Raw genomic sequence first — 12,933 nt, 5'->3', positions numbered from 1 at the left:
ACCAATACAAGCAATCCAAAGGCAAAAACAGCACAAAACCAATGGAAGAAACGCAAAAGACATGGCAAAGAAAAGTATCCCAGGGCTCTTCAAGCGTGGTGGCGTATGGCACGTTGACAAGCAGATCGCGGGATTTGGACGCCTTCGCTGCAGCACGGGCACGGGCGACCACGCAGAAGCGCAGACGTTCCTAATCTATAAACTTGAGGAAATTCGCAAGCAGGTGGTGTACGGGGCCCGGAGCTATCCCACCTTTAGGCAGGCTGCCACACGATACTTGAATGAGTACGCTGATCAGCCGTCTGCCTGGCACACAGCCACCTACCTTGGGCAGCTCGACAAGTACATTGGTGACATTCCCGTCAATGAGATTAAGCACTCAAGCTTTGAGGCATACATTAAGGACCGCCGTGAAACCGCCAGCAACCGGACGATCAACATCGCTCTCCAGCGCGCTGTCCGTGTCTTGAATCTATGCGCTAGAAAATGGCGAGACGAACAAAACCGCCCTTGGCTGGACAGCGTACCGCTAATTGAAATGCTGGACGAGAAGAAAACAGCGCGCACGCCCTACCCACTCGACTGGAAAGAGCAGGATCTGCTGTTCTCGGAGCTGGCGCCACATCTTAAAGCGATGGCGCTCTTCAAAGTTAATACCGGATGCCGGGAGCAAGAGGTCTGCAAGCTGCAGTGGGACTGGGAAATACCTGTACCGGAGCTTGGCATAAGCGTATTCCTTATACCGGCTGATTTTGGTGGTCGATTTGAAACATCGGGCGTCAAGAACGGCGAGGACAGGCTGGTTGTTTTGAATAGCGTCGCCCGTTCCATTATTTCGAGCCAGCGTGGACAAGACCCCGTATGGGTTTTTCCGTACAAGGGAGGTCCTATGGCTCGCATGAACGCCTCGGGATGGCGCGCAGCCAGGCGGCGTGCAGCTCAAAAATGGGAGGATTTATATAAACGCCCTGCGAATGTCGGTTTCAGCACTGTACGAGTGCATGATCTGAAGCACACATTCGGCAGACGGTTGCGTGCTGCGGGAACACATTTGGAAGACAGGCAGGTTCTGCTGGGTCATACGAATGGTTCAATCACCACCCATTATTCAGCCGCTGATTTGTCCAAGCTACTGACCGAAGTTGAGAAACTTGCCCACAGTGCCGAAGAAGCACCGGTAATCACGCTACTGCGCAGACGGGGGAATGGGTGAAAAACGAATCCCCACAAAATCCCCACAATAACGAACAAGGGCTTACAACAATAATGCTGTAAGCCCTTGATAAATATGGTCGGAACGGAAGGATTTGAACCTTCGACCCCTTGCACCCCATGCAAGTGCGCTACCAGGCTGCGCTACGCCCCGAAAGAATTAAACTATAACCCTGTTTTTTCTGTTGTGCAAGCTTTTTTTGAAAAAGGTTTTGCTTAGGCCGAGTGGCTTACTACAAAAAACCAGATGGTTTACATCAAAAGGCCAATTACTGCCAGAGACCCAGACTCCTAGGATACCCCTCAAGACCCTTCTGACCGCTCAATAACGAACAGTGGGCCGAAGTATATACAAATAACAAGGGGAAGAGAAGTGTCCAGGCGTTCACTAAAAAGACGTGCTCTGCAAAACGTCGGCCTCTTTCCAGCCAAAACTTCGTTTTTGCGCCGGTGTGGGCTGGATTCCTTAACCCTGCTCGTCCTGACCGCGTGTAACAATAGCCTGCATGCCGCCTCCTATGAGGACTGGATCAAACAGGCACGCCAAGGCCAATATCAATCTGCCATCGTCGGCTTGCAGCAGTACCAGCAACAACATCCGCAAGAGATGCGTGCCCAGCTTGATCTGATGCGCATTCATGCCTGGGCAGGTCAGCCGCAAGAGGTCATCCGTCTGTACGAAAACTGGCCGACCAAGCAGCTTTTGCCGGCCGATGTCCTGCTGTTGGTCGCGCGCGCCCACAAAGATACGCGCCAATGGGCTCCCGCCCAAACCCTGTATCGGGAAGGAGTGCGGCGCTTTCCACAGCAAACGGCCTTCACCATGGGCCTGTGTATGAGCCTGGCCGATGCCGGCCTGACTGCCCAGGCCTTGAGCTGCACCCAGCAACTGAGGCCGGCCACACGTGAAAATACCAATTACCTGCTGACCCGCAGCTACATCTACCGCGCTGCCGGCCAGAACTACGACGCCCTGCGCGTCAGCCAGGATGCCCTGGCTGTCCAGCCCGACAAAATCGATGTCATCCGGGATTATGACCAGTCCCTGCATGCCGCCGGCCTGCATCGTCAGGCGATGGAATGGCAAACACAGCATCCCGGCATCTTCTCGAACGCAGACATGGCTGACCGTCAGGCCGACTATGCTGCTGAATTGACCCGGCTATCGCCCCAGCCCACACGCACACTGACCGAACGCTTTGTGATTGCCAACCGAGCCATCGCGTTGCAAGACAGGCTGGCTGACAGCGGCAGCTTTCTGGGCAATCCCGCTTTCGCACGCCGCATTCGTGGCGACCGCCTGATTGCTGTGGACGCACGCGAAGACGCCCCCTCGACAGTGGACATTGCCCCCGAACGGGCGGCCCAATATCCGAGCTATGCTTACGCCTCGCTAGGAGCACTGCAACTGCGCGCCCGCCACCCCGAACAAGCTGTGTCCAGCTACGAGCGGGCGTTGGCCGAACCCTCGCTGGACGAAAAAACACGCACACGCTATCAAACCGGATTAGCCTTTTCCTTGCTGGAATCTGGCCGCGAAGACCAGGCACTGGCACTGGCCGAGCGCATGGAGAAAGACATGCCCGCCACTCGCTGGTTACGCGGCAATCCCATCGCCCAGCCCAATCCGGGCTATACCGACACCTTGATTTTAAAAAACTCGCTCTATACCTATACGGGTTTGCTCAAGGACGCACGCGAAAATCTGGCCCAGGCCAGTGCGAAGGCACCGAGTAACGTCAACCTGCGCGTGCCGCTAGCCGACGTTCAGCGCATATCGAGCATGCCAAGGGCGGCGGAACGCAATCTGAAGATCGCCGAAACCTACGCTCCGCGTCAAGAAGACGTCATCATCAGCCAGGCCCAGACCGCCATGGACCTGCACGAATACCGCCAGGCCGAAGAACTATTAGCGTATGCAAAAGCGCACTACCCCACCAATATGCGGGTCACCGAACTGGACAAAGACTGGCAAACCTACCGCAAGAACGAACTGATTTTGCGCAGCGGTTTTGAAAAGAGCAACGGGGGCGATGTCTCGGGCAATGACGGCATACGCACTGAGGCGCAATGGTACAGCGCCCCCATCGACTACAACTGGCGCGTCACCGCCCTGGCCGGGCATCTGGATACCAACGACGAGCTTGGCCACAACGTGTTCTGGCAGGGAGCCGGTCTGGAGTACCGCGGCCGCGACTGGCAGTCGCAGTTAATGATCAACAACCAGAACGCGGGCCAGGGCAACAAAATGGGGGCCAGCCTGCAGGTCGATCACGAGCTGAATGATCACTGGAGCATCGGCGGCACCCTGGATTACCGTACCCTGGATATTCCGAATCGCGCTCTGGACGCAGGCATCACGGCCAACCAGGGACAAGTGCGGCTGCGCTGGCAAAACGGCCCCGAACAGTGGGTGCAAGCCGCCTACACCGGGACTAAATTCTCTGACGACAACGTACGTCAGAGCCTGCAGATCACCGGTAACCAACGCATCTACACCCGCCCGCGCCTCAAGGCCGACGCCCAGCTGGAACTATGGGCTTCCGCCAACAAAGACGAAGACAGACCCTACTACAGCCCACGGCGCGAATATATGGCTGTGCCTGCCCTACGTCTGGAGCACCTGATTTACCAACACTACGACGAGCGCCTGACCCAAGCCCTGACACTGGGTGTGGGCCTACATCACCAAAGCGGCTATGGCAGTGGCGCCGTAGGTTCCGTCGCCTACGAACTGAACTACCAGCACGACCGCGATCTGGAAGTCGGCCTGCGCCTGCAGGCCCTGTCCCGCCCCTATGACGGCCAGCGGGAACAGCAGTACAGCGGCATGGTTGAACTCAAGATCAAATTCTAAGCGGCCACGACAATGAGCACACGAATCCTGCCCCTTCTGATAGTAGCCTTCAGCGCCCTTTTATCCGCCTGCAGCACTAGCCCGCCTGCCCTGTATGTGCCGCCCGAGCAGCGTCGCCTTGAACAACAGGAACAGCCCTGGCGCAACGATGAACTGCTCATCATCGCTTATCACGATGTCGAAGACCGCGACCCCAATCAGGCTTATCTAAGCGTGAGCACCGAGCACCTTCGACAGCAGTTCTCCTGGTTACAGGAGAACGACTATGTGCCGGTCAGCGTGGAGCAAATTATGCGCGCTCGCCTCGGTGTGGAGCCTCTTCCTGAAAAGGCGGTGCTGCTGTCGTTTGACGACGGTTACCAAAGCTTCTATACCCGCGTGTTCCCGCTGCTCAAAGCCTATCACTGGCCTGCGCTGCTGGCCCCGGTCGGCAAATGGCTGGACACCCCCGACAACGAAAAAGTGGACTTCGGCGGACTTTCCACCGAACGCTCGCGCTTTTTGCACTGGGCGCAGGTCAACGAAATGGCCAACTCCGGTTTAGTGGAAATCGGCGCGCACACCCAAAACATGCATTACGGTGCCATCGCCAACCCACAAGGCAATGTTCAGCCGGTGGCTGCCGCGCATCGCTATCTGACCGATCAGAAACGCTACGAGACCGATGCCGAGTACACCGCCCGCTTTCGCGAGGACGTGCGGGCTATCAACGCCCGGGTCAAACAGCACGCTGGCAAGACGCCGCGCGTCTGGGTCTGGCCCTACGGCCGGATTAGTGGTCTGGGCCTGCAAATTCTGGAGCAAGAAGGCTATCAGATGGCCCTGACGCTGACCGACGGCGTGGCCAACGTCCACGACCTGATGAATATGCCGCGCTATCTAGTGGATAACGACCCGGACATCAGCACCTTTGCAGGCTCTATCACTGCCCGTGAAGACCGTCAGGCCGAACGCGTCGTCCATGTGGATCTGGATTATGTGTATGACCCCGATCCGGCGCAGATGGAACGCAACTTGAGCGCCCTGGTGCAACGTATAGCAGACTTGAAACCACGCAGTGTCTATCTGCAAGCCTTCGCCGACCCCACAGGCGATGGCCTGGTGCGCGCGGTTTACTTCCCCAACCGCCACCTGCCCATGCGCGCCGACCTGTTCAACCGTGCGGCCTGGCAATTAAGTTCGCGCGCCCATGTCAATGTCTTTGCATGGATGCCCGTGCTGGCCATCGAGACGGCCGAGCCGGCGCAACACGTACTGCAATGGCGTGCCGACGGCAGCCCGCCTTCCCTGCCCGCACAAGGCTACCGCCGCCTGTCCCCCTTTGACCCGCGCACTCACCAGATCATGGGCGATCTGTATGAAGACCTGGGACGCAGCGCTATCTTCTTTGGCGTCGTATTCCATGACGATGCCACACTGACCGACTTTGAAGATGCCTCACCCGTCGCCCTGGACGCCTACGAAAAAGCTGGTTTTGGCAGGGACATAGGAGTGATACGCGCCAATCCCGAGCAGTTTGAGCGCTGGACGCGCTTTAAATCCCAAACCCTGATCGACCTGACCCAGGAACTGGCTGATCGGGTGCGCAAACAGCGCGGCCCACAGATCAGTACGGCCCGCAATATGTACGCCCTGCCGGTTCTGCAACCTCACAGCGAAGAGTGGTTCGCACAGAACCTGAACGATTTTCTGCAAGCCTACGACTGGACTGCCGTGATGGCCATGCCCCGCATGGAAGGCATCCACGATCAGCATGCCGTGTCCTGGCTAAACGAGCTGGTCGATCAGGTAGCCAGCCACCCAGAGGGCTTGCGCCGCACCGTGTTTGAAGTGCAATCCGTAGATTGGCCCGGCCAAGATCAGCCACCCCGTCCTCTGGACTCCCGCCTGGTGGCCGGCTGGCTCAATGCACTGACAGCAAGAGGGGCGCGACATGTCGGCTATTACCCAGACGACTTTGTCAACAATCAGCCCAAGATGAACGTGATTCGTCCGGAAATCACGATTGACTGGTATCCAACAAAAAATGATTGAACGACTGATCGCCCTATTGGCCCTGTGCCTGATCGTCGGTATCCCTCTGGGAATCACCGTCGCCCTGACGAGCCACCTGCTGCTCTACTTCATCTTCATGTACCCGCTGTTCATGTCGGGCATATGGATAGGCGGTGGCTTGATCTTCTGGTTCCAGCACGAACGCCGCTGGACCTATAAACCACACGCCCCACCCGCACTGGAAGGTATGCCGCTGGTTAGCATCCTGATCCCCTGCTTTAACGAACAGGCCAACGCCCGCCATACCATTCTGTCCGCGCTGAACCAGGTCTATCCCAACATCGAAGTCATCGCCATCAACGACGGCTCTAGCGACCAGACCGCCCAAGTGCTCAACGCACTGAGCGAGGAGCACGACAAGCTACGCGTTGTTCACCTGGCCCAGAACCAAGGCAAGGCCCTGGCCCTGCGCATGGGCGCCATGAGCGCCAGCGGCGATTACTTCGTATGTATAGATGGGGATGCTTACCTGGACCCGGAAGGCGTCAATTACCTGGTCGCCCCCATGCTGCGCCACCCGCAGGTCGGTGCCACTACCGGCAATCCGCGCATCCGCACGCGCTCTACCCTGATTGGCCGCATCCAGGTAGGCGAATTCTCCTCGATCATCGGGCTGATCAAACGCACGCAGCGCGTCTACGGAAAGATCTTCACGATTTCTGGGGTGATCGCAGGCTTTCGTCGCCAGGCCCTGGAGGAAGTGGACTACTGGAGTCTGGACATGATCACCGAAGACATCGATGTGACCTGGAAGTTGCAGTTGGCCGGCTGGCAGGTGTTCTATGAGCCACGCGCACTGTGCTGGGTACTGATGCCCGAAACACTGAAGGGCCTGTTCAAGCAACGTTTGCGCTGGGCTCAGGGCGGTGCGGAAACTTTCCTGAAATACACCCCGCAGGTGCTGCGCTGGGAAAATCGCGGCATGTGGCCGCTCAGTCTGGAATACCTGTGCTCGACTTTATGGAGTTTCGCCCTGGGCGTGGCGATGCTGGTCTGGTTGCTTGGACTCATGCTCCCCTTGCCCGCTGCAACCCAGATCGACGGTCTGTTCCCGCCCTCGTTCACCGGTATGGTACTGGCAGGCATGTGCCTGCTGCAATTTGCCATCAGCATCTGGATCGACCGCCGTTACGAGCCCGATCTGCCCCTGACCATGTTCTGGATCATCTGGTACCCATTTGTGTACTGGCTGATCAATTTCTTAACCACACTGTGGAGTTTTCCCATGGTCATGCTACGCCTGCGTCGCAAACGCGCCCGCTGGAGCAGTCCTGACCGGGGCATCAAGGAGCTGTCATGATCATTACGACCCAACGCCATCCCATCACTCGCTGGATAGACCGCCTGCTGACCATCGCCGGCTGGTTCGCCTTCAGTTACCTGATCGCCAAAGGCTTGCTCCTATTGATCAATCACTCCATGGACAAAACCGGCTACAAACAGCTGGACCCGATCTTCCCGACCCTGGCCACCTTTCTATTCTACGGGGCGGTTTTACTGACCAACGGTTTGCTGCTGCTGGCCTGGTCACGCTGGCGGCGGCATCAGCGCCAGCAGCGCCGCCTTCGTCAGGCCCTGTACCGTCACCGCAGCCGCTCGCATCGCGCCAAGCAGCCTCCCTTGCCGCACTTTGACCCCGAGCAGATCGATACCGTGCGCCACAGCCGCATCGTCGTCCTCTACAACGCCCAGGACGGCGCGGTACAGCATGTGGAGGCAGCCCATCCGCTGCCCCTGCAGCAGGCCACCGGCACCCGCGACGAAAAACCGCTGGCACCGCTGATCTTTCATCCTCGCGCTTACTCCAAACAGCCTACGCCGAATCAGTAGTACCGATGCCAGACAGCCCTGCGCAAGGGTAAACAGCCTAGGGAATGCGGCTCATGTAAATGCAGGTAACCATCTCTACCATAGTCAGTAACGCCGATGTATCAAGCCGTAAGGCGAGGGAACAAGAGGTGCTGCAATGACAAAACCATACCAACAAGGGGCCGTGCTGCTGGCAATGCTGTGTGTTATGGGCAGCAGCGAAGCACAACCCGGCAAAGGCACCGGCAAGCCCAAACCGGCCAACTTCATGGAAGCCATCCAGCAGGCTGAAGTGGTACGCAAGAACCTGTTTGACGATCCGCTCTCGGGCATCGTCATCAACCGCACCGTAACGGTGCAGGGGCACGACTTTTACCGCTACTTCAGCAATCGCTGGCGCGAGCTCAGCGGTGCCAGTCCTTTCACCTTGACGGTGGTGGAACGACCGTCGGCCCGCTGGGGTAGCGAAATCTGGGTCGAATACCGCCGCCAGCGCATGTATCACGCTTTTCTCGCACCCGCGCGCTCCGGCACAAAAAAGACCAGTGAGCGAGCCGTAGATCTGGTTCTGGAAAACGTCAATAAAAGCGAAATCGAACGCGTACTGACCAACAACCCGGACCTTGCACCGGACGAACTTTAATAAGAGAGACATAACGTGAAGACTTTCCTGCCCCTTGCCTCCGCTCTGCTGGCCGGTTCGCTATTTGCCCCCGTCCATGCGACCGAACTGATCTATACCCCTGTCAATCCGAATTTCGGCGGCAGCCCGCTCAATGGGCAGTGGCTACTGAACTCGGCCCAGGTCACCAACAAGCACACGGACCCAGCAGCCGAAGACCTGAGTTCGACCTTTGAGCAGCGCACCCCCTTCCAGGACTTCAACGATCAGTTGGAGCGCTCGGTACTCAGCCGTCTGGCCTCGGCCGCATCCTCACAGTTTGTGGACAGCAATGGAAAATTTGTACCGGGCACCTTCGAGACCGGCAGCTTTACGGTCAGCGTCGTTGATGTCGGCGGCGGAGCACTGACGATCACCACCACGGACCGGATCACCGGCGCTTCCACTACTTTCCGGGTGATGCAGCCATGATGAGCCCGTTGACCATCCTGAACGCCCGCCCAGCGCGCCTGCTCGGCGTGCTGGCCATGGCCTCGGCCCTGGCGGCCTGTGCCCTGCCCTCCACCCCCGCCGACGTCAAAAGTTCCGCCTACCTGACGCCCGCCTCGCCAGCCACGCACGATCTGCTGGAGCTGCCAGCGCCCGCGCAGCGCCTGACCGTGGCCGTCTATGGGTTTCGTGACCAGACTGGCCAATACAAGCCCAATCCGGACAGCTCCTTTTCCACCTCAGTCACCCAGGGAGCCGCCGCCCTACTGGTCAAAGCCTTGCGTGATTCGCGTTGGTTCACTCCGGTCGAGCGCGAAAGCTTACAGGAACTGCTGACCGAGCGGCGCATCGTGCGCGCCCTGGACGGATCGCAAGAAAACGGCCAACGCACCGCCATTAATATCCCCCCGCTGGCCCCGGCCGAAATCATGATGGACGGAGGCATCATCTCCTATGAAAGCAATGTGCGCACCGGCGGCGCGGGCGCACGCTTTCTAGGCGTAGGCCTGTCTACCCAGTATCGGGTCGACCAAGTCACAGTCAACCTACGCGCCATTGATGTACGCACCGGCAACATTTTGCAAAGCGTGTCCACCACCAAGACCATCTTTTCCTACGAAATCCGCCCTAGCGTCTACAAGTTCGTGAACTTCAAAGACCTGCTGGAAATCGAGGCCGGGGTGACCAACAACGAACCGGCCCAGCTATCGGTCAAAGAGGCAATTGAATCGGCGGTTGTGCATCTGATCGTGCAAGGCATGAGGGAAGGTCAATGGCGCCTGCAAAACGAGGCTGACCGTAACAACCCCATCGTGCAGAACTACATGAAGCAAAACGAAACTTACCGCAACCTGCGCACCCAGGCCGCTGTGGTCGATCCTCAAGCCGCGCAAGCCAATGCTGCCACAAGTGATGAGGTGCAGACCGCCCCCGTCTCCGGCAGTTGAACACGAGCAGACAGCGCGGTGGTTCCGAGAAGACCGGCCACCGCTCTCTTTCCTGACAACGGTCTTCGACATGCACTGAGGAGAAGTATATGAACGGCAAACTGTCCACATTGGCTATTGCCCTGGGCACCGCGCTGGCCCTGCCCACACTGGCGCTGGCTGACAACGCCACCGTGACGCAGACCGGCAGCTTTAATAAAGGTGTAGTTCTTCAAAACCACAACACCAACGCCAACGCGAGCATCGACGTGAAGGGAGACCGCAACGACGACTACATCAATCAGTGGGACAACGGTACGGTTCGCACTACCGTGAAGGTCATCAACGGCAACGACAACAAGGCCGTGGTGGAACAAAGCCGCAGCGGCGGCAACTCCACGATCACCATCACTCAATCGCGCAATCGCAACGACGCTTTCGCCAGCCAATGGGAGGCCAATGGGTCGCAAATCGGCATCAAGCAATTGCGCTCGGACAATAAGGCGGTTGTGGAACAAGTCCGCAGCGCCGGTGACCAAGCCTGGGTAAACCAAACGGGACAAATGGGCGATGCCTATGTCAATCAATACCGAACCCGTGACGCACTGGCTGTCATCAACGACAGCGGCGAGCGCAACGACTCGGTCATCGAGCAAAACAACAGCAGCAATGTCAACGCCTTCATTACCCAGTCGGGATACAAAGGGGATGCATACATCAATCAATATAAAAGCACGGGCTCGACGGCCAGCATCACCGATAGCGGCAAGTACGACAACGGCGTGATCGATCAATGGAATGTCTCCAACTCGAACGCCTCTATCGTCCAGGGTGGCGGCCACAAGAATGATGCCACCATCAGCCAAACCGGGACGTGGAGGGGCAATTCGGATCGCCTGCATGCCAGTATTATCCAGAGCGGCTCGCATAACAAAGCTGTTACTGAACAGACCGGCTACAGCAACGACAGCAACATCATCCAAAGTGGCCTGGGCAATGACGCCTACAACTCCCAAGCGGGTATCGGCAACGACTCCTACATCAGTCAGGGCGGCGGCTACAACACGGCCGTGGTTACCCAGGTCGGTTTCAACCTGGATTCGTCGGTAACGCAGAACGGTTGGGCCAACCGCGCCCAAGTGGTGCAAAGCGGCCTAAACCATAACAGCACCGTCACCCAGACGGGTAATTTCAACAATGCGTATGTCAACCAGCATTAACCGGCTAATGTAAGCCACCTGTCAGCGGCAATATGTTATATAGTAGGCGCCGCTGACAACCCTCAAATCATTGATACGTAAGGGATTTAAGGGTTATGGAGCGTAGGAGTAACCCGAATTTATAAGGCTATTCAAATAGCCAATCCGCGCTTTTCGGCACAAACTGACATTTAAAACATCAAATTTTGACAAATACAAAACATTTTTAACAATTTCAAATAATTCGTCAGCCCTGAGTGCGACTCGCCGCCGGATAATTAGGCCGCACAACGGGTATAGAGAAACGAAAACACACATAACTACCAAAGAAAATGACACACGCAACCCAACAAAAGGCTTATTCAACACAATGACATAGAGCCTATATACGCAGTGAGGGAGATACAAAATGACAACAATTATCGTCGTGGAACCACACACCTTATTCAGGTTAGGTATCATACGACTGCTGGCAGACACTCTGCCCAGCGCGGAACTGCTCAGCATGGACTACGAGTCAATGGAGACAGGTCTGCAAACACGACGTTGTGAGTTGCTGCTATTGTCGGTACCTTCCGCCGAGGCCTGTATGAAGCTGCTAGCTGATGTACGCCGCAGTCTGCAGCCTAGCGCCGTACTCTTGATGGCCGAATCCCACTACGCCTTACCGGCAATTCAGGACATGCCTGCCGGCGTCATGGGGCATTTACTCAAGACCGCCACGCCGGAATTGATGGCGGCTACCATCAATCTGGTATTGGCAGGCGGTTCCTGTTTTCCATCGCCTGCGCCCCAGCGTCAACCGACCTCAATGGCCACGCCTACAAACCAGCCTTCGAGCCCATTGCCTTCTAAAGCGGAGCCCGACAGGCTGATTACGTCCTACGAACCTGAACGCTGGCCACCCGTCAATCGAGAAATCGACCCTCTTGACGAAGCACGGCTACTGGGTCTGACGCCTCGCCAGTACGAGGTGCTTGTGCTATTGGCTCGTGGCATGACCATCAAGGGCGTGGCCCGGCAGTTGAATATTTCGTCGGCCACGGCCAAGGCGCATGCCGAAACCCTTTATATACGAATGAACGTACATAATCGCAACGAGGCTGTCTATCGCGCGGTTTCCAAAGGGGCCAGGCTCGGGATGCCCAGCTCCCACATGGAAAAAGCCTGCTGATCGCAGGCTTTTCAAAATTACAACATACCCAGTTGCAAACGGGCGGATTCGCTCATTCGCTCACGACTCCACGGCGGGTCCCAGACAAGATCAACCACGGCTTTCTCGACACCCTGAATCGTTTCCAGCTTGTAGCGAGCCTCGTCCGCAATCATGGTCCCCATTCCGCAGCCGGGGGCTGTCAACGTCATTTCCATCGTAATGGAAAAGGTTTCGGGCCCCGTCTTAGTCACGTGACAGGCATACACCAGTCCCAGATTGACGATATCAACCGGAATCTCGGGATCGTACACACTGGACAGTACAATCCAGGCGGCATCTTCAATGGTTTTTTCACTCAGCGGCAGTTCAGGGACAAAGACCTCAGGCTTGTCCTGAGACTCAAAACCCAAGGCATCGGCATCGACGCCCTCAATCCGGTAAAGATTGCCTTCCACCATGACGGTATAACTACCACCCAGCTTCTGGGTAATCGTCGCCGTACACCCCGCCTCGATGGTGACGGGAGCGCCGTAAGGAATGCTCACTGCCGGGCAGTCCCGACTGACCAGCACATCATGTCGTTCAAAGTAACTCATGGCTTGCTTGCG

11 protein-coding genes and 1 tRNA gene are annotated in these 12,933 nt (G+C 57.2%); 10 read left to right on the top strand and 2 right to left on the bottom strand.

Going from position 1 to position 12,933, the window contains the following annotated elements:
* The first annotated feature begins 61 nt into the window (after positions 1-61).
* On the top strand, positions 62-1,213 hold the full coding sequence (locus FE795_RS08055) for a tyrosine-type recombinase/integrase (protein ID WP_219235994.1): 1,152 nt from the start codon (positions 62-64) through the stop codon (positions 1,211-1,213).
* 76 nt (positions 1,214-1,289) lie between these two features.
* Here FE795_RS08055 and FE795_RS08050 read toward each other — a convergent pair.
* A tRNA-Pro gene (locus tag FE795_RS08050) sits at positions 1,290-1,366 on the bottom strand.
* A gap of 219 nt (positions 1,367-1,585) precedes the next feature.
* On the opposite strand from FE795_RS08050, the gene pgaA reads away from it, so the two are divergent.
* From pgaA to FE795_RS08005, 9 genes are all read left to right on the top strand, one after another.
* Entirely contained in the window at positions 1,586-4,069 is a 2,484-nt protein-coding gene (pgaA, locus tag FE795_RS08045; RefSeq protein ID WP_219235992.1) for a poly-beta-1,6 N-acetyl-D-glucosamine export porin PgaA, read from the top strand.
* Between the two features lie 12 nt (positions 4,070-4,081).
* Positions 4,082-6,103: a poly-beta-1,6-N-acetyl-D-glucosamine N-deacetylase PgaB gene (pgaB, locus tag FE795_RS08040; RefSeq protein ID WP_219235989.1), complete on the top strand. Its 2,022-nt coding sequence runs from the start codon at positions 4,082-4,084 to the stop codon at positions 6,101-6,103.
* A complete protein-coding gene (gene pgaC, locus FE795_RS08035) occupies positions 6,096-7,424 on the top strand; it encodes a poly-beta-1,6-N-acetyl-D-glucosamine synthase (protein ID WP_003800319.1) in 1,329 nt (442 codons plus the stop codon). Before pgaB ends, pgaC begins: the two co-directional genes overlap by 8 nt.
* On the top strand, positions 7,421-7,954 hold the full coding sequence (gene pgaD / locus FE795_RS08030) for a poly-beta-1,6-N-acetyl-D-glucosamine biosynthesis protein PgaD (RefSeq protein ID WP_131071690.1): 534 nt from the start codon (positions 7,421-7,423) through the stop codon (positions 7,952-7,954). Before pgaC ends, pgaD begins: the two co-directional genes overlap by 4 nt.
* A gap of 136 nt (positions 7,955-8,090) precedes the next feature.
* Complete coding sequence (locus FE795_RS08025; protein ID WP_059317666.1) at positions 8,091-8,576, top strand: curli production assembly/transport protein CsgE; 486 nt, start codon at positions 8,091-8,093, stop codon at positions 8,574-8,576.
* Positions 8,577-8,591: 15 nt separating this feature from the next.
* Positions 8,592-9,026: a curli assembly protein CsgF gene (locus tag FE795_RS08020; protein ID WP_003800325.1), complete on the top strand. Its 435-nt coding sequence runs from the start codon at positions 8,592-8,594 to the stop codon at positions 9,024-9,026.
* Positions 9,023-9,991: a CsgG/HfaB family protein gene (locus FE795_RS08015; protein WP_059317667.1), complete on the top strand. Its 969-nt coding sequence runs from the start codon at positions 9,023-9,025 to the stop codon at positions 9,989-9,991. Before FE795_RS08020 ends, FE795_RS08015 begins: the two co-directional genes overlap by 4 nt.
* An 89-nt stretch (positions 9,992-10,080) precedes the next feature.
* Entirely contained in the window at positions 10,081-11,190 is a 1,110-nt protein-coding gene (locus FE795_RS08010) for a curlin-associated protein (RefSeq protein ID WP_131071688.1), read from the top strand.
* Positions 11,191-11,578: 388 nt separating this feature from the next.
* The gene (locus tag FE795_RS08005; RefSeq protein ID WP_059317669.1) at positions 11,579-12,343 is read left to right on the top strand and encodes a response regulator transcription factor; all 765 of its coding nucleotides are present in this window, start codon (positions 11,579-11,581) and stop codon (positions 12,341-12,343) included.
* 17 nt (positions 12,344-12,360) lie between these two features.
* Here the strand turns inward: FE795_RS08005 and sufT are convergent, their stop codons facing one another.
* Positions 12,361-12,921 carry a putative Fe-S cluster assembly protein SufT gene (gene sufT, locus FE795_RS08000; protein WP_059317670.1) on the bottom strand — a complete coding sequence of 187 codons (561 nt, stop codon included), beginning with the start codon at positions 12,919-12,921 and terminating at the stop codon, positions 12,361-12,363.
* Between the last annotated feature and the right edge of the window lie 12 nt (positions 12,922-12,933).

This window comes from Alcaligenes ammonioxydans (assembly GCF_019343455.1).
GTDB classification, from domain to species: domain Bacteria; phylum Pseudomonadota; class Gammaproteobacteria; order Burkholderiales; family Burkholderiaceae_B; genus Alcaligenes; species Alcaligenes ammonioxydans.
The sequence above is the reverse complement of the archived record's forward strand: the minus strand, read 5'-3'. Positions and strand labels throughout refer to the sequence as shown.

What these genes read in the sequence shown, in the direction of transcription:
- sufT (WP_059317670.1), bottom strand. Translation starts at nt 12,921, where the DNA reads ATGAGTTACTTTGAACGACATGATGTGCTGGTCAGTCGGGACTGCCCG.
- pgaD (WP_131071690.1), top strand. Translation starts at nt 7,421, where the DNA reads ATGATCATTACGACCCAACGCCATCCCATCACTCGCTGGATAGACCGC.
- FE795_RS08025 (WP_059317666.1), top strand. Translation starts at nt 8,091, where the DNA reads ATGACAAAACCATACCAACAAGGGGCCGTGCTGCTGGCAATGCTGTGT.
- FE795_RS08010 (WP_131071688.1), top strand. Translation starts at nt 10,081, where the DNA reads ATGAACGGCAAACTGTCCACATTGGCTATTGCCCTGGGCACCGCGCTG.
- FE795_RS08005 (WP_059317669.1), top strand. Translation starts at nt 11,579, where the DNA reads ATGACAACAATTATCGTCGTGGAACCACACACCTTATTCAGGTTAGGT.
- FE795_RS08055 (WP_219235994.1), top strand. Translation starts at nt 62, where the DNA reads ATGGCAAAGAAAAGTATCCCAGGGCTCTTCAAGCGTGGTGGCGTATGG.
- pgaC (WP_003800319.1), top strand. Translation starts at nt 6,096, where the DNA reads ATGATTGAACGACTGATCGCCCTATTGGCCCTGTGCCTGATCGTCGGT.
- pgaB (WP_219235989.1), top strand. Translation starts at nt 4,082, where the DNA reads ATGAGCACACGAATCCTGCCCCTTCTGATAGTAGCCTTCAGCGCCCTT.
- FE795_RS08015 (WP_059317667.1), top strand. Translation starts at nt 9,023, where the DNA reads ATGATGAGCCCGTTGACCATCCTGAACGCCCGCCCAGCGCGCCTGCTC.